The sequence below is a fragment of the Actinophytocola sp. KF-1 genome, assembly GCF_054661535.1.
Genome location: NZ_BAAFVK010000004.1, coordinates 649249 through 668138 on the forward strand (window position 1 = coordinate 649249; position 18890 = coordinate 668138).

Consider the following 18890-nt stretch of genomic DNA (forward strand, 5'->3'; position numbering starts at 1 on the left):
GCCGCATGTCCGGGTTCTCGAACTTCGCCGTCTCGTTCACGATCATCTCGATCCTGTCCGGCTGCCTCACGCTGTACGGGTTCGGCATGAACACCGGCGGCCCGGCGATCATCGTGTGGGGCTGGCCGTTCGTCGGCCTGATGACGCTGCTCGTCGGCCTCGCGATGGCGGAGGTCTGCTCCAGCTACCCGACCGCGGGCGGCCTGTACTACTGGGCGGCCAAGCTGGCGAGGTCCAACGGCGCGGCGTGGTCGTGGTTCACCGGCTGGTTCAACTTCCTCGGCCAGGTCGCGGTCACCGCGGGCATCGACTTCGGCGCCGCGTTCTTCCTCAACGCCTTCCTCGACCTGCAGTTCGGGTTCGCCGCGACGCCGGGGCACACGATCCTGCTGTTCGGGATCATCCTCGTGGTGCACGGGCTGCTCAACACGTTCGGTGTCCGGCTCGTCGCGCTGCTGAACGACATCAGCGTGTGGTGGCACGTGGTCGGCGTGCTCGTGATCGTCGGCGTGCTGGTGATCGTGCCGGACAACCACCAGTCCGCGTCGTTCGTGTTCGGCGAGTTCGTCAACAACACCGGCTGGAGCTCCGGTCTGTACGTCGGCCTGATCGGTCTGCTGCTCGCGCAGTACACGTTCACCGGCTACGACGCCAGCGCGCACATGACCGAGGAGACGCACGACGCGGCCCGCAGCGGTCCACGCGGGATCGTCATGTCGATCGTGGTGTCCCTGATCGCGGGCTGGGTGCTGCTGATCGGGCTGACCTTCGCGATCCAGAGCTACCAGGGCGCGCTCGACTCGGCGACGGCCGTCCCGCCCGCGCAGATCTTCATCGACGCGGTCGGGGCCACCGGCGGGAAGCTGCTGCTGCTGATCGCGATCGGCGCGCAGCTGTTCTGCGGCATGTCGTCGGTCACCGCGAACTCGCGGATGATCTACGCGTTCTCCCGCGACGGCGCGCTGCCGGGGTCGGCGTTCTGGCACCGGGTGAACAAGCGCACCAGGACGCCCACGAACGCGGTGTGGCTGGCCGCGGGCGGCGCGTTCGTGCTGGGTCTGCCGTACCTGTGGAACTCGACCGCGTACGCGGCGGTGACCTCGATCGCGGTGATCGGCCTGTACATCGCGTACGTGCTGCCGACGTTCCTGCGGCTGCGGCAGGGCGACTCGTTCGTGCGGGGGCCGTGGCACCTCGGCCGGTGGAGCAAGCTGATCGGCACGGTCGCGGTGGCGTGGGTGTGCTTCATCGCCGTGCTGTTCATGCTGCCGCAGAGCAGCCCGGTGACCGCGGAGACCTTCAACTACACGCCGATCGCGGTGCTGGTCGTGCTCGGGTTCGCGGGGATCTGGTGGTTGGTGTCGGCCCGCCGCTGGTTCACCGGCCCGAAGGTCCAGGGCACGCCGGAGGAGCTGGCCGCCATCGAACGGGACCTCGACGTGATATGACCGTTTCCGCGTAACGGGATGGCCACGGCCCCGCCCTTCTCGCCCCGCGGGTGACTCCTGCCAGGGACGATGTGCGCACACACGCGCGCGTTTTTCTGGGGGGCGATGGGTATGCATCCGTGGGGACTGTCGGGGCCGGAGTTCCTCTGGCTGTACGGCGCCGGTCTGGTGGCGGGGATCGTGGTCGCGATCTGGCGGCGCGTCGCGGTGCGCAGGCCGCGGCTCACCGACCCGGGTGGCTGGCTGGCGCCCGAGGAGCTGGGCTTTCTCGCGGGCGGGCCGCGGCGGGCCGTCGACGTCGCGGTCGCCCGGCTCGTCCGCGCCGGTGCGGTCCGCGTCGACCGCCGCGGCACCCTGACCGACGTGTCGGAGGGCCGGAGGACCGGGCGCCCGCTCGACGACGCGGTGCTCGCCACGCTGACGTCCCCGAGGACGATCCGCGCCGTGGGCGCCAGGACCTCGGCCGACCCGGCGCTGACCAGGATCGGTGACGAACTGGTCCGCCGCGGCCTGCTCGTCGCGCCCGCGCGGGCGGTCCAGGCACGGCGCCTCGGCCCGGTCCTGCTGTACGTGCTGCTCGCGGTCGGCGTGGTCCGCTGGCTCAACGGAGTGGCGAACGACCTGCCGGTCGGCTACCTGACCGTGCTGCTCGTGGCCACGCTCGTCGCCGTCGTCCTGCTGAGCATCCGCGCCATCGCCCCGGCCAAGGCCAGGACGGTGCACGGCGACCGCGTCGTGACCGGGCTGGTGCGCGACGGCTCGAACGACCCGCTGGAGAAGGTGGCGGTGCGGGGCCTGTCCGCCTACCCGGACAAGGAGGTCGCCGAGGCGCTGGCCATGGGCGCGGTGGCCGCGGGCGCGGCGTGGAGCTACTCGTCCGCCGCCTCGTTCAACTCCTCCTACTACCCGGGCACGGCAGGCTACGCGTGCGGCAGCAGCAGCGCGGCGTCCTGCGGCAGCGGCTCGTCGTCGTGCGGCGGTTCGTCGTCGTCCTGCGGCGGGTCCTCCTGCGGCGGCGGGGGCTGCGGCGGCGGGTCGGCATGAGGCTCGGCATCGGGATCGGCTGGCGGCCGGAGATCGACCTGACGGTCGAGCGGCTGCCCGGGGTGGACTTCGTCGAGGTGCTGGCGGAGAACGTCCACCCCGACCCGCTGCCCGAGTCGCTGGCCGTGCTGCGCGCCCGGGGCACGCCGGTGGTCGCGCACGCGGTGTCGCTGTCGCTCGGCGGGGCCGAACCGCTCGACCGGACCCGGGTGGCGCACCTGGCCGCGGTGGCGGAGGCGGTGGGTGCGCCGCTGGTCAGCGAGCACGTCGCGTTCACCCGCGCGGGCGGGCTCGACTCCGGGCACCTGCTGCCGGTGCCGCGGACGCACGAGGCCCTGGACGTGCTGGTGGACAACGTGCAGCAGGCGCAGGCGGAGCTGCCGGTGCCGTTGGCGCTGGAGAACATCGCGGCCCTGCTCGACTGGCCGGACAGCGAGCTGACCGAGGGCCAGTTCCTGGCCGAGCTGGTCGAGCGCACCGGCTGCCTGCTGCTGGTCGACGTGGCGAACCTGTACGCGAACGCGGTCAACCTCGGCACCGCGCCGGAGGCGTTCCTCGACGAGCTGCCGCTGGAACGGCTCGCGTACGTGCACGTGGCCGGCGGGGTCACGCACGACGGGCTCTACCACGACACGCACGCACACGCGGTGCCGAAGGCGGTGCTGGACACGCTGGCCGCACTGTGCGCCCGCGTGGACCCGCCCGGCGTGCTGCTGGAACGCGACGACGCCTACCCGCCGGACGCCGACCTGGCCGCCGAGCTCACCGCCATCCGCGCCGTCGTCGAGTCGGCCCGGGTGTCCTGATGGCGCGCGAGGACCTGGCCGCGCGGCAGCGGGAGCTGGTCCGCGCGCTGCTCGCCGGCGGCCCGGTGCCCGCCGGGTTCGACGGGCACCGGGTCGCGGTGGAGGCGAGGGCGCTGCGCAACAAACGGCGGTCGATCGCGGCGACCCTGCGTCCCGAGCTGGCCGAACAGCTGGGCACGCGGTTCGGCGCGCTGTTCGACGCGTGGTCGCTCGCCCACCCGAAGGAGGCCGGCACGTCGTTCCGCGCCGACCTCGACCGCTTCGAGACCTGGCTGCACGCCGAGGGGCACCTGGCGGCGCCCCGGCGGCGGCGCTGGTTCCGCCGCTAGTCCTGGCGGGACGGGAAGCGGGTCGGCAGGTCCGCCCACGGCGCGTCCGTCGGGCGCGGCGCCACGCCCGACGTGCGGACCGCCTGCGCGGCCAGGATGCCGCTCACCGAGGCGCCGTTGACGATCTCGCCCGCGAGCGCCATCCGGACGGCCTCCGCGAGCGGAACCTTGCGCACCACCAGGTCGGCCTCCTCGTCGCCGAGCAGCTCGCGGTCCACGACCGAGAGCCCGGTGGCGAGGAAGACGCGGATGACCTCGTCGGTGAAGCCCGGCGACGCGGCGACGTCGACCAGCACCGACCAGTGCTCGGCGGCGAGACCGACCTCCTCGACCAGCTCGCGCTTGGCCGACTCGAGCGGATCCTCCCCGAGGTGGTCGATCAGCCCGGCGGGCAGCTCCCAGATCCGCCTGCCCAGCGGGTGGCGGTACTGGTGGATCAACGTCACCTGGTCGTCGTCGTCCAGTGCGACGATCGAGACCGCGCCGTGGTGCTCGACGACCTCGCGCTTGGCGTGCCCGCCGCCCGGCATGGCGACCTCGTCGACGCGCAGCGCGATGATGCGTCCGATGTAGACATCCTCAGTGGACAGAACGGTGAACTCGTGCTGACCGGGCTGGGTCACGAACGCGCTCCGGCGCCGGAGGGCTCGGGCAGCTCGACCGGCAGCCGTTCGGCGGCCTTGCGCGCCAGCGCGGCACGCACGAACCCGGCGAACAGCGGGTGCGGGCGGGTCGGGCGGCTCTTCAGCTCCGGGTGCGCCTGCGTGCCGACGAAGAACGGGTGCACGTCGGCGGGCAGCTCCACGTACTCCACGAGGTGCCCGTCCGGGGAGAGGCCCGAGAACACGAGCCCGGCCTTGGACAGCTTGTCGCGGTAGGCGTTGTTGACCTCGTAGCGGTGGCGGTGCCGCTCGGAGACGTCGCGGGTGCCGTAGGCCTTCGCGACCACCGAACCGGCGGTCAGCTTCGCGGGGTACGCGCCGAGCCGCATGGTGCCGCCCATGTCCCGCTCACCCGCGACGACGTCCTCCTGGTCGGCCATCGTGGAGATCACCGGGTGCTTGGTGGTCTCGTCGAACTCCGAGGAGTTGGCGCCCGCGATGCCGGCGAGGTGCCGCGCGGTCTCGATCACCATGCACTGCAGGCCGAGGCACAGGCCGAGCAGCGGGATCTTGTTGACCCGCGCGTACTGGATGGCGCCGATCTTGCCCTCGATGCCGCGCACGCCGAACCCGCCGGGGATCAGCACACCGTCCAAACCGGACAGTGCGGCGGCGGCGCCGGACGGGGTCTCGCACTCGTCGGAGGCGACCCACTGGATGTCGACCTTGGCGCGGTGCGCGAACCCACCGGCACGCAGGGCTTCGGTGACCGACAGGTACGCGTCGGGCAGGTCGACGTACTTGCCGACGATCGCGATCCGCACCGTTTCCTTGGGGTCGTGGACGCGGGTGAGCAGGTCGCCCCACACGGTCCAGTCCACGTCGCGGAACGGGAGGTCCAGCCTGCGGACGACGTACGCGTCGAGCCCCTCGGTGTGCAGCACCTTCGGGATGTCGTAGATCGAGGGCGCGTCGGGCGCGGCGACGACCGCCTCGACGTCCACGTCGCACATCAGCGCGATCTTGCGCTTGAGCCCGCTGGGGATCTCGCGGTCGGCGCGGCAGACGACCGCGTCGGGCTGGATGCCGATGTTGCGCAGCGCGGCGACCGAGTGCTGCGTGGGCTTGGTCTTCAGCTCACCGGACGGGGCCAGGTAGGGCACGAGGGAGACGTGCAGGAAGAAGCAGTTGTCGCGGCCGACGTCGTGGCGGACCTGCCGAGCGGCCTCCAGGAACGGCAGCGACTCGATGTCACCGACCGTGCCACCGATCTCGGTGATCACCACGTCGGGGGCGTTGCCGTCCTCGCCGGGCTCGGCCATGTCACGGATGCGCCGCTTGATCTCGTCGGTGATGTGCGGGATGACCTGCACGGTGTCGCCGAGGTACTCACCACGCCGCTCCTTGGCGATGACCGTCGAGTAGACCTGCCCGGTGGTCACGTTCGCCGCGCCGGCCAGGTCGCGGTCGAGGAACCGCTCGTAGTGGCCGACGTCGAGGTCGGTCTCCGCGCCGTCCTCGGTGACGAACACCTCGCCGTGCTGGAACGGGTTCATCGTCCCGGGGTCCACGTTGAGGTACGGATCGAGCTTCTGCATCGTGACCCACAGCCCGCGGGCGGTGAGCAACTGACCGAGACTCGAGGCCGTCAGGCCCTTGCCGAGCGACGAGGCGACCCCACCGGTGACGAACACGTACTTGGTCGTGCGTGAATGTTGCACCAGGGACGCCCCCCGTGGCGTTGCCTTCGGTCCGAATCCGTTACTGGCGATACCGTTCGCAGCGGGGCTCCCCGCCTGACTCTCCACGGGGTTTCACCGTATCACCTGCTCCGACGATCCGAACCCGACACACCGCCTCCACCCCACGACATCCACCCCACTGACACAGAGTCACCACCGGTTCACGGAATCCGGACCAAGCCCACCCCACTCGCGAAAGGGCGCGAGCCCACCACCAAGGGCCTGCTGCCTGCCATCCCGTCGACCTGGCGAAGCCCGATCACACTGTGTCAAGGGGGCCCGAAGCACGACGCACCCACACGCCCAAAGCCGCCGGGCCCCCTTGACGCAGTGTGATAGCCCGTGGGAGGTCGACGGGATGGCAGGCAGACCACTCAACAGCAGTCCTTGCCAACCCAGCCCCGTGCAAGACCCCCTGCCATCCCGGAGACCAGCCCGTCCGGCGAGGACCCCCCCGGAGGGAAAACCCAGGCAAGGTCAACCACAAAGCCCGGAAACAAGCCGCTGACCTGCGAAAACACTCCGCCCAGTACGTACGGGCAGCCCCCACCACTCCCGGGGGCACCCCGCTGTCCAGTCTACCGGTGTCCACCGACAGGGGGACGGATGTCGATCTTGGCTGTGGACAACCGACCCACCTGTGGACTACTCAGCAGGCGCGCCAGGAGCGGGAAGCTCAGCGTTGCCGGCGCTGCCGTACCGACCCGCCTCGCCCTCCAGTTGTTCCCGCAACGCGAGCACGGTCACCACCCGCCCGGCAGGCGTGTCCACGTTGTCCACAGTGGACAAGATGCTGGTGGCCGCCGTGTCGGCACGCACGACGCCCACCGGGCCGGTGCCCTCCGCCGAGCCCGCGCCGCCCGCCAGCACGGTGCCCGCGCCGGAGCGGTCGACCTGCGTGGCGAACCGCGCGATCGTCGCGGCCCGGTCCCCCGCGCCGTCGCCGGACGCGGCGCCGCCGGTGAGGATGACAGCCAGCTGCGCGGGCTGCAGCCCTTGGCTCGCCTTGACGAACCCGCCCTCGGTCAGCCCCGCCAGCGCGGCCGCCGTCTCGTCCGCGGACGCCTGCGGCTTGTTGTTCTCCTTGCTGATCAACAAGAGCGGGCCGAGCAGGCCGCCCGCGAGCGTGCCGGGGTCGGACGCCGTCGGCAGCTGCACGCCGGCGGGCAGCAGCCGCACGACGATGTCCTTGAGCTGGTCGGCGTGCCGCGGGTCGCTGAACGAGTCGGTCAGCTGCAGCTCGCCGGTGACGGTCGCGCCCGCGTTGGTGATCAACGTCTTCAGCGCGTCGCGGTCCTCGGGCGTCGCGTCGGCGGTGGTGACGATCACGACCGTGCGCCGCGCGAGCTGGTTCTGCACGGTCATCGGGCCGACGGACGCGGCGAACGCGTCGGCGTCGGCCAGCCGCGCGTTCTGCGCGTTCCGCTCGTTCTGCAGGTCGTTGACCTGGGCGGCCAGGTCCTCGTTCTCGTTGTTCAGCCCGGAGAGCAGCGACCGCGACAACGTCGTCGACCCGAGCACCACCCCGACGGCGAGCGCGAGGAAGACGGCGGCGATCGAGATGACGTGGTACCGCAACGAGATCACGAGAAGATTCCCCCAACCCAGTTCGTGAAGGTGTGCCAGGCGTTGACGAGCCAGTCGAGGTAGGCGTCGCCGACCCCCGACACGGCGAGCCCGACCGCGACCGCGACGAGTGCGGCGAGCACGAGCAGGAGCACCGCGCCGATGGAGACGCGGCTGCGGTGCAGCGTGGCGACCGCCTTGCCGTCGACGACCTTGCTGCCGAGCTTCAGCCTGGTCAGGAAGGTGGACGGGTTGGAGCCGGAGCGGCCGCGGTCGAGGAACTCGTGCAGCGTGGCCTGGAACCCGACGGTGACGACGAGGTCGGCGCCGTGGGTGTCGGCGAGCAGCAGCGCGAGGTCCTCCGGGTTGCCCGACGCGGGGAAGGTGACCGCGCCGATCCCCAGGTCCTGGACACGTTCCAGCCCGGGCGCGTGACCGTCCATGTGGGCCGGGACCACCACCTCGGCGCCACTGCGGAGAGTTTCGGTGGACAACCGGTCCGGGTCACCCACGATCACGTTCGGGCGATAACCGAGGTGGTGCAGTGTGTCCGCGCCGCCGTCGACGCCGATCAGCACGGGCCGGTGCTCGGCGATGTAGCGCTTGAGGCGGCGCAGGTCCTCCACGTGGTCCCGGCCGGACGCGACGACGAGCACCTGCTGGTTGCGCAGGTTGGCGCTCAGCTCGGGCACGCCGACGCCGTCGAGGATGAGGGTCCGCTCGCGCCGGAGGAACTCGATCGTGTTGGCGGAGAACGCCTCCAGCTGTGCGGACATGCCGGCCTTGGCGTCGATCATGAGGTCGGCGATGGTCTCGACGGACTGCTCCGTCCCGCGCCCGACCTCCTTGTCGCCCACGTAGACGACGCCCTCGTGCAGCCGGACCTTGCTGCCCTCCTTGACGGCGCGCAGGATCTCCGGCCCGACGCCGTCGATGAGCACGATCCCGGCGCCGACGACGATCTCCGGCCCCAGGTTGGGGAACCGCCCGGAGATCGACGGCGACGCGTTGACCACGCCCGTGACCTCGGCGTCGACCAGCGCGTCCGCCGTGGCGCGGTCGAGGTCGACCTGGTCGAGGACGACGACGTCGCCGTGCCCGATGCGGCGGAGCAGGTCACCCGTTCGCCGGTCGACCCGCGCGATCCCGGTGACCCCGGGCCGAGCCTGATGCGATCGAGCGAGGAGACCGGTGAGCTTCATGAGACTGATGGTGACAAACGGACACGTGATATTCCGTTCGCCACGCCGGGAAAATCACCCACCTGGGGCAGCGCGGTGTGGTTGGAATGATCATTTAGGACTGTGCACGATGGACTGTCGCCATCCGTCGACCATCGCGCGCAGGGCGTGCTCGTAGCCCGCGGCGATGTCCAGCCCGGGCGGCACGGAGGCCGCGAGCTCCAGTGAGACGAGCCCGTGCGCGACGCCCCAGCACGAAAGGGCCACCAGCTCAGGGGCAACTTTTCGCAACGCGCCGCACTCCTGCGCGCGCGCCACGGCGGCCACGAGCGGCCCGATGGTGGTGGCCGCCTCACCGCGGGCGTCGTCCCCGAACTCGGCCGAGTGGCGGTCGAACATGATCGCGTAGAGGTGCGGTTCGCGCAGCGCGTAGTCCCGGTAGGCGAGCCCGAGCCGCACGATGTCGTCGACGGGGTCGTCGGTCGGCTCGACCTCGGCGAGCCGGGCCCCGAACCGGCGCGCGGCCTCGAGGTACAGCCCTTCGAGCAGGCCCGCCTTGTTGCCGAACAGGGAGTAGACGGCGGAGGTGGAGGTCCCGGCGCCCGCGGCGAGGCGCCGGAGGTTCAGCGCGTCGACGCCGTCGTCGAACACGAGCGCGGCGGCCCGGTCGATCAGGCGGCCCCGCAGCGCCTCGTCGTGGATCTTCGGTCGTCCCATAGCTTGACAAGTGTATCGTAACGTTGTTTCGTAACGTCGTTACCAAACGAGTCGTGGGAGGACGACATGCAGACCCTGATGTTGAGCCCGGAGTCGAGATACATCGCGGGCGCCGTACTGCTGACGATCGTCGGCATCGAGTTCGGCGGCTGGTTCATGACCCGCGTCGTGGGCGGCAAGGTGGCGATGACGCCGTTCCAGAAGTCGTTCGCCCGGGCCGGCCACGCCCACGCGGGCGTGCTGGTGACGCTCGGCCTGGTGACCCTGGTGCTCGCGGACGCGGCGGCGCTGGACGGTGTGCTGGGCTGGCTGGCGCGGGTCGGCACCCCGGCCGCGGCGGCACTGATCTCGGCGGGTTTCTTCTTCTCGTCGATGGGCCGCGGCGAGGTGACCAGGCCGAACAAGCTCATCTGGCTGGTGTGGCTGGGTGCCCTGTCGCTGGGCGTGGGCGTGGTGACGCTGGGGCTGGGTCTGCTGACCACAGGCTGATGGGGTCATGCGCCGGGGCACCAAGGCGCAGCGAACCGGGCGGGGGTGGCAGGGCTCGAACCGGAGGGGTCATGCGTGGGGCTGGCTGAGCCGGGGCGACCACTCCGAGCGCCCCAGACGAGGCGCGGCGGGCCTGCGCATGCCAGGCCCGCCGGAGCAAGCCAGGACCGCGCGGGACCAGCCCGAATCCCAGCTGAACCGGCAGAGTCGAGCGGCTACCCGGGTCGGGCCGCCGAAGTCGCTCGGAGCGACACCGAGTCCCGAGCCGAGGTCCAGGCCTTCCCAGCAGCCCCAAGCAAGGTCAGCGGCGGCCCAAGCCGAGCCAACCCCTGGTCGCACGAAGCCCCGCCGAGCCCCGGCCGACCATTTCGAACCGCCCGAGCCAACGTCGCCACCGTCCAGCCCAAGCCAGGCCTTCCGCCCGATCAATCCAGCCATGCCAGGCACAGCCGCGCCATCCGAAGTCGCACAGAGCCACGCCGAGGCCCAGGCCTCCCAACAACCCGAAAGCAAGGTCAGCGGCAGTCCAAGCCGAGCCACCCCCAAGTCGCACGGAACCCCGCCGACCACTCCGAACGGCGCGAACCAACTCGCCACGCCCCAGCCCCGGGCGGGCCTTCCGCCCGATCGCGCCAGCCGAGCCGCGCCACGCGAAGCCGGTCGGAGCCACACCGAGTCGCGAGCCGAGGCCCAGGCTTTCCCAGCAACCCCAGAACAAGGTCCGCGGCAGCCCAAGCCGGGTACTCCACCCAACCAAGCCAGCCATGCCAGACCGAGCCGCGCCACCCGAAGCCGCTCGGAGCCACACCGAGTCCCGAGCCGAGGCCCAGGCCTTCCCAGCAACCCCAGAACAAGGTCCGCGGCAGCCCAAGCCGGGTACTCCACCCAACCAAGCCAGCCATGCCAGACCGAGCCGCGCCACCCCAAGCCGCTCGGAACCACACCGAGTCCCGAACCGAGGCCCAGGCCTTCCCAGCAACCCCAGAACAAGGTCCGCGGCAGCCCCGAGCCGAGCCACCCCACGTCGTGCAGAGCCGCGCCGACCATTCCGAACCGCCGAGCCAACCTCGCCAAGGGCCCAGCCCAAGCCGGGCCTTCCGCCCGATCGAGCCAGCCATGCCAGGCCGGGCAGTCGCGCCGGGCTCGGGGCCGGGCATGACCACCCCGGCTACCGCTTCTTGCGTCCCTTCCCCCGGGTGGCCTTCTTGTCCGCCTCGGCGACGGCGAGCAGTTCTTCCGCGTGGGCGCGGCCGGTCTCCGTGGAGTCCATGCCCGCGAGCATGCGCGCCAGCTCCCGCACGCGGTCCTGCTCGTCGACCCGGCGCACGTCACTGCGGGTCACACCGCCCGCGGCCTGCTTGTCCACCACCAGGTGGCGGTCGGCGAAGGCGGCCACCTGCGGCAGGTGCGTCACGACGATCACCTGGTGGCTCGCCGCCAACCGGGCCAGCCGCCTGCCGATCTCGACCGCGGCCCGGCCGCCGACACCCGCGTCGACCTCGTCGAAGACCAGGGTTGGCACCGGGTCCGAGTGGGCCAGCACCACCTCGATCGCGAGCATCACGCGGGACAGTTCACCGCCGGACGCGGCCTTGTGCACCGGCAGCGGCACGGCCCCGTCGTGGGCGCGCAGGCGGATCTCCACCTCGTCGACGCCCTCCGGGCCCGCGTGCGCGAGCGCCTCACGGTCCTTGCCGCCCGCCACGCGCAGCGCGTGCGGGTCGTTCGGCTCGGCCCAGCGCGTGCTCACGATGACCTCGATCGCCGCCTGGCCCATCGCCAGGCCACCGAGTTCGACGGTCACCGCCTGCGCCAGCTTGTCGGCCGCCTCGACGCGCAGCACCGTCAGGCGCTGCGCGCACTCGGCCAGCCGGGCCGCGAGCTCGTCACGCTGCCGAGCCAGGTCGGCCAGCGCCTCCTCCGACGTGTCGAGGCCGGCCAGCTGCTCCGCCGCGGTGCGCGCCCACTCCAGCACGCCGTTGACGTCCGCCGCGTACTTGCGCGTCAGCTGCTTCAGCTCCGCCTGCCGCGCCAGCACCTGCTCGAGCGCCTGCGGGTCCGCGTCCAGCGCGTCGAGGTAGCTGCTCAGCTCGGTGCCGACGTCCACCAGCAGCGCTTCCGCCTCCGCCAGCCTCGGCTCCAGCTCACGCAGTCTCGGGTCCTCCGACGCGGACAGCCGGTGCCGCGCGTCGCCGATCAGGCCCAGCGCACCCGGCGCGTCCGGGTCGCCCTCCGGGGAACCCGACACCGCGAACGCGGCGCCGGTCGCCGACTCGCGCAGCTGGTCGGCGTCCGCGAGCCGCTTCGCCTTCTCCTGCAGCTCGTCGTCCTCGCCCGGCTGCGGCGCCACCGCCTCGATCTCCGCGAGACCGTGCTTGAGCATCTCGGCCTCGCGCGCCATCTCCCGCGACCGCGCGCTGCGGTCGGCCAGCTCCGTGCTGACCCGCACCCATTCCTCGCGCACGGCGCGGTACTCGGCGAGCGCGCCTGCCAGCTCCTCGCCGGCGAACCGGTCGAGCACGGACCGCTGCTCGGCCGGGCGCATGAGCTTGAGCTGGTCGTTCTGGCCGTGCACGGCGATGAGCTGCTCCGACAGCTCGGACAGCACACCGACGGGCACGGACCGCCCGCCGAGGTGCGCCCGCGACCGCCCGTCGGCGTTCAGGGTGCGTAACGCGATCAGCGTGCCGTCCTCGTCCGGCTCGGCGCCCGCCTCGCTCGCGACCTTCGCCGCCGCGCTGCCCGGTGGAGCGGCGAACCGCCCCTCCACCACGGCCTTCGCCGCGCCGCTGCGGATTCTGGACACCTCGGCACGGCCACCGGACAGCAGGTGCAGCCCGGTGACGACCATGGTCTTGCCCGCACCCGTCTCACCGGTCACGACGGTGAGTCCCGGGTCTAGTTCGAGGGTGGCCTCGTCGATCACGCCGAGGCCCTCGATGCGCATCTCGGCCAACACAGCGCGCACTTTATCGGCTCCCACCGACAAAAGCTCGCACCACCCGCAAGTGTGTTCGATTCATGGCGGTGTCGGCCGCGCCTACCGCCGTGGGCCGCGCCAACCCTGCACCGGCAGTTCGAACTTCTCCACGAGCCGGTCGGTGAACGGGCCCTGCCGCAGTTTCACGAGGCGCGCCGGAATCTCCCCGCCGACCACCTCGACCCGCGCGCCCGGAGGCAATACGAACGTACGACGACCGTCGCAGCACAGCACCGCGGGATGCCCGGACGGGTCGACCTCGACCGCGATCCGCGAGTCCGGCGACACCACGAGCGGCCGCGCGAACATGGCGTGCGCGTTGCTCGGCACCACCAGCAGCGCCTGCACGTCCGGCCATACCACAGGACCGCCCGCGGAGAACGCGTAGGCGGTGGACCCGGTCGGCGTCGCGCACAGCACGCCGTCACAACCGAACGACGAGACCGGCCGGTTGTCGACTTCGATGCGAACGTCCAGAATCCGCTCGCGGCTGCTCTTCTCGACGCTGGCCTCGTTGAGCGCCCACGTCTTCGCGAGCTGCCGGTTCCCCAGCGACGCCGTGACGTCGACGGTCATGCGGTCGACGACCTCGTACCGCTGGGCGATGACCTGCGACACCGCTTCCTCGAGCACGTCGGAGTCGGCCTCGGCGAGGAACCCGACCCGGCCCATGTTCACCGCCAGCACCGGCACCCCGGCCGGGCGTGCCAGTTCGGCCGCCCGCAACAGGGTGCCGTCGCCGCCGAGGACGAACACCAGCTCCGTGCCCTCCGCGGCCTGCGCGCTGACCGGCACGACCTGCTGGTAGCAGGCGGGGTCCAGGTCCGGCGCCTCGCGTTCCAGTACACGCAACCTGATACCGGCGTCGGCGAACCAGCCGGCCAGCTTCTCCGCGGCACGGCGGGTGTCCTGCCTGCCGGTGTGGACGACGAGGAGCACCTCACGAGCGGTCATTGCGGCCCCTCCAGGACAGCGGTCTCCACCATCGCGGCCGCCTCCTGGTCGTCCAGGGGCGTGCCACGACGCAACCATGCGAAGTATTCGACATTCCCGGACGGGCCGGGAAGGGGGCTCGCGACGACGCCGTGCGGGCGCAAACCCAATGCCCCCGCGGCTTTCAGCACGTCCAGCACGGCCTCGGCACGCAATGCGGGGTCGCGGACGACGCCGCCGGAGCCGAGCCGTTCCTTCCCGACCTCGAACTGCGGTTTCACCATCGGCAGCAGGTCGGCGTCCTCGGTCGTGCACGCGAGCAGCGCGGGCAGCACGAGGCGCAGCGAGATGAACGACAGGTCGGCGACGACGAGATCGACCGGTCCCCCGGTCTGGTCCGGCGTGAGCGCGCGGACGTTGGTCTTGTCGAGCACGACGACGCGGTCGTCGGTCTGGAGCCGCCACACCAGCAGGCCACGTCCGACGTCGGCGGCGACGACCTCGCGGGCGCCGCGGCGCAGCAGCACGTCGGTGAAACCGCCGGTGGACGCGCCCGCGTCGAGGCAGCGGCGCCCGTCGACCGCGACGGGGAACGTCTCCAGCGCGCCGAGGAGCTTGTGCGCGCCGCGCGACGCCCAGTCGGGGTCGTTGTCGAGGTCGCGGACCACGACGGGCGCGTCGGTCTCGACGGCGGTGGCCGGTTTGGCGGCGACGGTGCCGCGCACGGTCACGCGGCCGTCGGCGATGAGCTGCGAGGCGTGCTCCCGGGAGCGGGCGAGGCCACGACGCACCAGCTCGGCGTCGAGCCGAGTCCTGCGTGGCACCGGTCAGTCCGTGTCGATGCTGGTCAGCGCCTCGTTGAGCGCCACGTGCACGGTGTCGAACCTGGCGACGTGCTCGGTCAGCGGGACGGCGTCCAGGTTCTCGGTGCCGGCGATCGCCTCGTCGATGTCGGTCGTGTCGACGTCAGCGGTCTGGTCGGTGTCGAACTGCACCCCGTCACGCTACTTCATGCTCGAGGCCGAGGCGGGCGAGCGCGTCCCGCACCGCGGTGGCCCAGTCGGCGCCCTCGATCCGCACGCCGTCCTCGGTGACGGCCAGGACGTCGTGGCCGAGGTAGGTCGGTCGCATGCTCTCCGGCGCGTCGAGCAGTTCCTGCGCGGTCGAGACCCCGGACAGGACCAGCAGCGAGTCCATGCCCGCCGCGACCGCGCCCGCGATGTCGGTGTCGAGGCGATCGCCGACGACCAGCGGCTTTCGCGAGTCGGCTGACTTGCGTGCCTCGTCCAGCAGCGGGGTCGACGGCTTGCCCGCCACCACCGGGTCGGTGCCGGTTGCCGTGCGCAGCGCCGCGACCATGGAACCGTTGCCGGGCAGGGGGCCGCGCTCGGTGGGCAGGGTCGGGTCGACGTTGCAGGCGACCCACAACGCGCCGGCCCGGATCGCGACACACGCCTCGGCTAGGTCGCGCCAGCTGGTGTCCTTGCTGAGGCCCTGGACGACGGCCTGGACGTCGTCGGCGTGGGTGCGCGTCGCGGTGAGGCCCCGGACCTCGACCTCGTGCACGAGTGCCGCCGACCCGACCACCAGTACGGTCGTATCGGGCAGCAGCTTCCCGGCGAGCACCGCAGCGGCGGCCTGGGCACTGGTGCTGACCTCGGCGGGCACCGCCCGCACCCCGATGCGGGTCAGATGACTTGCCACCTCGTCCGGCCCACGCGAGGCGTTGTTGGTGACGAACCGGACCTTGGTGTCCGCCGCGTGCGCGGCCTCGACGGCACGGTCCGCACCGGGCACGACTTCTTCGCCGCGGTAGACGGTGCCGTCGAGGTCGAACAGGAGGGCGTCGTAGTCGTCGATCAGGCTCATGAGGCACTCAACGCGGTGGCGCGTTCGGCGGCGTCGGTCTCGTCGTCGAGGTCGGCCTCGGCGGCGTTGAGGAACCAGCGGATCGCGTCGTCGGTGCGGCCCGCGGCCTCGAGGTTGTCGGCGTAGGCGTAGAACAGCCGCGCACTCCACGGGTCCCGGCGCTTGGGGTCGAGGTCCGGCCCCTGCAACGCGACGACCGCCGCGTCGACCTGCCCGAGATCCCGCCGAGCCCCCGCCGCGACGATCTTCAACTCCACCGCCACGTCCGGCGGCAGGTCCTTCGCCTCGGCGGCCAGCTCGAGCGCACGCTCGGGACGGCCGAGCGCACGCTCGCAGTCGACCATCACGGGGAGGTGTGCCTGCGACCCGGTCATCCGGCGGACGGCGCGGAACTCGCCCAGCGCCTCGGCCCACTCACCCGCGTGGTAGGCGGCGATCCCGGCCGCCTCCCGGACGATCGCCACCCGGGACGCACGCGTCCGCGCGTAGCGCGCGTGCGCGAGCGCCAGCTCGGGGTCCTCGTCGATGAGGAGCCCGGCCGCGACGAGGTGCTTGCCGACGAGCTCGGCCACCGACTTGGCGAGGCTCTTCAGTTCGCGGCGCGCCTCGGGGTCGAGATCGCTGTACTCGATGTCGGGCGGCAGCTCAGGCTCACCGTCCCGGCGGCGGGGGTCCTGGCGCTGGGTGTCGTCGGCTTGGGTGGCCGGTTCGTCGACGGTTTCCGCCGGTGTCGCCTCCGCGTCGGCCGGGTTCGTCATGGTGCTGTCGGTGGATGCGGCAGCGGGCACGTCCTCGGTGGTCGCCGTCGGCCCGGCGGTGTCCGCCTGCGGGGTGGCCGGGTTGCCGGCAGAGGTCGCGGTGAACGCAGGCGCTTCGGCCGACTCGCCTGCGGTGGCTGGTTCGTTGCCGGAGGTCGCCGGGGTGGCCGAGGTCCCGTCGGTGTACGTCGACTCCCCTGGGGCCGGTTCATCGCCGGAGGTCGCCGGGGTGGCCGAGGTCCCGCCGGTGTACGTCGACTTTCCTGGGGCCGGTTCATCGCCGGAGGTCGCCGCGTTCGTGGTGGTCCGGTCGGTGAACGACGGCGTTCCGGTCGACGCCGCTGGGGCCGGTTCGTCGGTGAACCCGGCGGGTCGCTGCCGGGTGTCCGGTTCGTCGTCGGACATCTCCGTCTCGGCGGACTCGCGCTGGGTGGCCGATGCATCGGCCGGGAGCGTGGCGGTCCCGTCGGTGAACGCGGGCGCTTCGGCGGACTCCACGGGGGTGGCCGGTTGGTCGGCGGAGGTTGCCGGGGCGGTTGCGGTGCCGTCGGTGAACGTGGGCGTTCCGGCCGACTCCTCCGGGGTGGCTGATTCGTCGCGGGAGGTCACGTCGGTGAACGCGGGTGCCTCGACGGGCTCTGGTGACGTTGCCGGTTCGTCCGCGTCGACGGGCGTGGTGTCCGTTGCGGTGACGTCCTCGTAGGGCGCCTCGTCGCGGGTGCGGTAGCCGGTGTTCTGGTTGTCGCCGCCGCGGGTCGAGGTGTAGTGGTTGCGGCGGGCGAAACCACTGGCCGGTTCCTGCGGCTGCGTCGTCTCGGCGGCCGGGTTCTGGTCGTCGTGGGACCGGTCGTCGCGGCGGTGGCCTTCGTCGCCGCGGTCCGGGCGGCGGTAGCCGCGGTCCTCGCGGCCACGGTTGTCGCGGTAGCCGCGGTCCTCGCGGTTGTCGCGGCCGCGATTGTCGCGGTAGCCGCGGTCTTCACGGGTGCCCCGGCTCTCGCGGTCGTCGCGGGTGCCTCGGTAGCCGCCGCGGTCGTCGCGGTTCTGTCGGTAGCCGCGGTCGGACCCGGGGTCGCGGGTGGCGCGGCCGAAGCCGCGGTCGTCGCGGGACTGGTTGCCTCGGTCGGTGCGGTCGCCGGAGCGGTAGCCACCTCGGTCGCGGTCGTCACTTCGGAAGTTGCGGTCGCCGCTGTACTGGCGGCGTTCGCCGCTCTGGTCGCTGCCGTACTGGCGGCGGTTGTCGCGGTCGCCGCTCTGCCTGCGGTCGCCCGATCGGTAGCCGCCGGAGTCGCGGCGGTCGCCGCCTCGGAAGTTGCGGTCGCCGCCCTGCTGACGGTCGCCGCCGCGGTAGCTTCCCGAATCGCGGCGATCGCCGGAGCGGAAGCCGCGGTCGTCGCCCTGGTCGCGGCGGTTGTCGCGGTTGCGGTCGCCGCCGTACTGCCTGCGCTCGCCGCGGTCGTTGCCGTACTGGCGGCGATCGTCGCGGTCGCCACCTCGGAAGCCCCGGTCGCCGCCGTACTCGCGGCGGTTGTCGCGGTCACCCCGGAAGCCCCGGTCGCCGCCGTGTTCACGGCGGTTGTCGCGGTCACCCCGAAAGCCCCGGCTGTCGCGGTCGCCGCTGCGGAAGCCTCGGTCGCTGCCGTACTCGCGGCGGTTGTCGCGATCACCGCCTTGCTGCCGGTCGCCGCCGCGGTAGCCGCCCGTTCGGTTGTCGCGGTCACCGCCGCGGAAGGGGCGGTCGCCGCCTTGCTGGCGGTCGCCGCCGCGGTAGCCGCCGGAGCGGTTGTCGCGGTCACCGCCGCGGAAGTTGCGGTCGCCGCCGTACTGCCGGCGTTCGCCGGTTTGCTGGCGGTCGCGGTTGTACGGCCGACGGTCGTCGCGGTCGCCAGGCTGCTGGTTGCGGTCGCGGCCGAAGCCGCGGTCGTCGCGGGGCTGGCTGCCTCGGTCGGTGCGGTCGCCGGAACGGTAGCCGCGGTCGTCGCGGTACGGGCGGTTGCCGGCGTCGTCACGGCGGTAGCCCTCGCGGTCGCGGTCGCGGTTGGGGCGGTAGTTGCCCCGGTCCGGAGTGCGGGGGTTGTCGTTGCGGTCCCGGGTCGGGCGGTAGCCGCCGCGGTCGCGGTTCTGGGTGTTCCGGTACGGGCGATTGCCCTGGTCACGACGACCGGAGTCGCGGTCTCGGTTGCGTGCGCCACCGCTCTCTGACTCGTCGCGGTTGCGGTCCGACACTGTTCCTCCTGCACTGCGGGGTTCGGGCGTCCGTACACCCATTAGACACGCAAGAGGCCCTCCGGTGATCGGAGGGCCTCTTGGAAAGGATGTCCGGCGGTGTCCTACTCTCCCACACCCTGGCGAGTGCAGTACCATCGGCGCTGGTGGGCTTAGCTTCCGGGTTCGGAATGGGACCGGGCGTTTCCCCACCGCTATAGCCG

The 18890-nt window shown here is 72.2% G+C and carries 16 protein-coding genes and 1 rRNA gene; 5 read left to right on the plus strand and 12 right to left on the minus strand.

Annotated features, from left to right (window positions below; translation table 11 throughout):
- Positions 1 to 5 precede the first annotated feature (5 nt).
- The 4 genes from ACYQ77_RS16005 to ACYQ77_RS16020 all read left to right on the plus strand — a co-directional run bounded on the left by ACYQ77_RS16005 (position 6) and on the right by ACYQ77_RS16020 (position 3627).
- Positions 6 to 1448, plus strand: coding sequence for an amino acid permease (locus tag ACYQ77_RS16005; protein WP_459711937.1), 1443 nt, complete (start codon positions 6 to 8; stop codon positions 1446 to 1448).
- A gap of 105 nt (positions 1449 to 1553) precedes the next feature.
- A complete protein-coding gene (locus ACYQ77_RS16010) occupies positions 1554 to 2492 on the plus strand; it encodes a TIGR04222 domain-containing membrane protein (RefSeq protein ID WP_459711882.1) in 939 nt (312 codons plus the stop codon).
- Positions 2489 to 3298, plus strand: coding sequence for an MbnB/TglH/ChrH family RiPP precursor modification enzyme (locus tag ACYQ77_RS16015; RefSeq protein ID WP_459711939.1), 810 nt, complete (start codon positions 2489 to 2491; stop codon positions 3296 to 3298). Before ACYQ77_RS16010 ends, ACYQ77_RS16015 begins: the two co-directional genes overlap by 4 nt.
- Positions 3298 to 3627: a hypothetical protein gene (locus ACYQ77_RS16020; RefSeq protein WP_459711884.1), complete on the plus strand. Its 330-nt coding sequence runs from the start codon at positions 3298 to 3300 to the stop codon at positions 3625 to 3627. The genes ACYQ77_RS16015 and ACYQ77_RS16020 overlap by 1 nt, the downstream gene beginning before the upstream one ends.
- On the opposite strand, the gene ACYQ77_RS16025 is transcribed toward ACYQ77_RS16020, so the two are convergent.
- From ACYQ77_RS16025 to ACYQ77_RS16045, 5 genes are all read right to left on the minus strand, one after another.
- The gene (locus ACYQ77_RS16025) at positions 3624 to 4250 is read right to left on the minus strand and encodes an NUDIX domain-containing protein (RefSeq protein ID WP_459711886.1); all 627 of its coding nucleotides are present in this window, start codon (positions 4248 to 4250) and stop codon (positions 3624 to 3626) included. The genes ACYQ77_RS16020 and ACYQ77_RS16025 overlap by 4 nt on opposite strands.
- Entirely contained in the window at positions 4247 to 5950 is a 1704-nt protein-coding gene (locus ACYQ77_RS16030; RefSeq protein ID WP_459711888.1) for a CTP synthase, read from the minus strand. Before ACYQ77_RS16030 ends, ACYQ77_RS16025 begins: the two co-directional genes overlap by 4 nt.
- Positions 5951 to 6616: 666 nt before the next feature.
- Complete coding sequence (locus tag ACYQ77_RS16035) at positions 6617 to 7558, minus strand: copper transporter (RefSeq protein WP_459711891.1); 942 nt, start codon at positions 7556 to 7558, stop codon at positions 6617 to 6619.
- Complete coding sequence (gene steA, locus ACYQ77_RS16040) at positions 7555 to 8739, minus strand: putative cytokinetic ring protein SteA (RefSeq protein ID WP_459711893.1); 1185 nt, start codon at positions 8737 to 8739, stop codon at positions 7555 to 7557. The genes ACYQ77_RS16035 and steA overlap by 4 nt, the downstream gene beginning before the upstream one ends.
- A 90-nt stretch (positions 8740 to 8829) precedes the next feature.
- Positions 8830 to 9435: a TetR/AcrR family transcriptional regulator gene (locus ACYQ77_RS16045; RefSeq protein ID WP_459711894.1), complete on the minus strand. Its 606-nt coding sequence runs from the start codon at positions 9433 to 9435 to the stop codon at positions 8830 to 8832.
- Positions 9436 to 9501: 66 nt separating this feature from the next.
- Here ACYQ77_RS16045 and ACYQ77_RS16050 point away from each other — a divergent pair, with 66 nt between their 5' ends.
- Positions 9502 to 9924, plus strand: a complete 423-nt coding sequence (locus ACYQ77_RS16050; protein ID WP_459711896.1) for a hypothetical protein — start codon at positions 9502 to 9504, stop codon at positions 9922 to 9924.
- Between the two features lie 1168 nt (positions 9925 to 11092).
- On the opposite strand, the gene recN is transcribed toward ACYQ77_RS16050, so the two are convergent.
- From recN to rrf, 7 genes are all read right to left on the minus strand, one after another.
- The gene (recN, locus tag ACYQ77_RS16055) at positions 11093 to 12892 is read right to left on the minus strand and encodes a DNA repair protein RecN (RefSeq protein WP_459711898.1); all 1800 of its coding nucleotides are present in this window, start codon (positions 12890 to 12892) and stop codon (positions 11093 to 11095) included.
- A 72-nt stretch (positions 12893 to 12964) separates the two neighbouring features.
- A complete protein-coding gene (locus ACYQ77_RS16060; protein WP_459711900.1) occupies positions 12965 to 13858 on the minus strand; it encodes an NAD kinase in 894 nt (297 codons plus the stop codon).
- A complete protein-coding gene (locus ACYQ77_RS16065; RefSeq protein ID WP_459711901.1) occupies positions 13855 to 14661 on the minus strand; it encodes a TlyA family RNA methyltransferase in 807 nt (268 codons plus the stop codon). The genes ACYQ77_RS16060 and ACYQ77_RS16065 overlap by 4 nt, the downstream gene beginning before the upstream one ends.
- A 3-nt stretch (positions 14662 to 14664) precedes the next feature.
- A complete protein-coding gene (locus tag ACYQ77_RS16070) occupies positions 14665 to 14832 on the minus strand; it encodes a hypothetical protein (protein ID WP_459711903.1) in 168 nt (55 codons plus the stop codon).
- A 4-nt stretch (positions 14833 to 14836) separates the two neighbouring features.
- A complete protein-coding gene (locus tag ACYQ77_RS16075) occupies positions 14837 to 15706 on the minus strand; it encodes an HAD-IIA family hydrolase (protein WP_459711905.1) in 870 nt (289 codons plus the stop codon).
- Positions 15703 to 18687, minus strand: a complete 2985-nt coding sequence (locus ACYQ77_RS16080; RefSeq protein ID WP_459711907.1) for a DUF5585 domain-containing protein — start codon at positions 18685 to 18687, stop codon at positions 15703 to 15705. The genes ACYQ77_RS16075 and ACYQ77_RS16080 overlap by 4 nt, the downstream gene beginning before the upstream one ends.
- Positions 18688 to 18778: 91 nt before the next feature.
- Positions 18779 to 18890: ribosomal RNA gene (rrf, locus tag ACYQ77_RS16085) — 5S ribosomal RNA — on the minus strand; the annotation flags it as partial.

Bases quoted from the DNA above. Each gene is read 5' to 3' on its own strand.
- ACYQ77_RS16075 (WP_459711905.1), bottom strand. From the start codon at position 15,706: ATGAGCCTGATCGACGACTACGACGCCCTCCTGTTCGACCTCGACGGC.
- steA (WP_459711893.1), bottom strand. From the start codon at position 8,739: ATGAAGCTCACCGGTCTCCTCGCTCGATCGCATCAGGCTCGGCCCGGG.
- ACYQ77_RS16015 (WP_459711939.1), top strand. From the start codon at position 2,489: ATGAGGCTCGGCATCGGGATCGGCTGGCGGCCGGAGATCGACCTGACG.
- ACYQ77_RS16010 (WP_459711882.1), top strand. From the start codon at position 1,554: ATGGGTATGCATCCGTGGGGACTGTCGGGGCCGGAGTTCCTCTGGCTG.
- ACYQ77_RS16050 (WP_459711896.1), top strand. From the start codon at position 9,502: ATGCAGACCCTGATGTTGAGCCCGGAGTCGAGATACATCGCGGGCGCC.
- ACYQ77_RS16020 (WP_459711884.1), top strand. From the start codon at position 3,298: ATGGCGCGCGAGGACCTGGCCGCGCGGCAGCGGGAGCTGGTCCGCGCG.
- ACYQ77_RS16060 (WP_459711900.1), bottom strand. From the start codon at position 13,858: ATGACCGCTCGTGAGGTGCTCCTCGTCGTCCACACCGGCAGGCAGGAC.
- ACYQ77_RS16005 (WP_459711937.1), top strand. From the start codon at position 6: ATGTCCGGGTTCTCGAACTTCGCCGTCTCGTTCACGATCATCTCGATC.
- ACYQ77_RS16045 (WP_459711894.1), bottom strand. From the start codon at position 9,435: ATGGGACGACCGAAGATCCACGACGAGGCGCTGCGGGGCCGCCTGATC.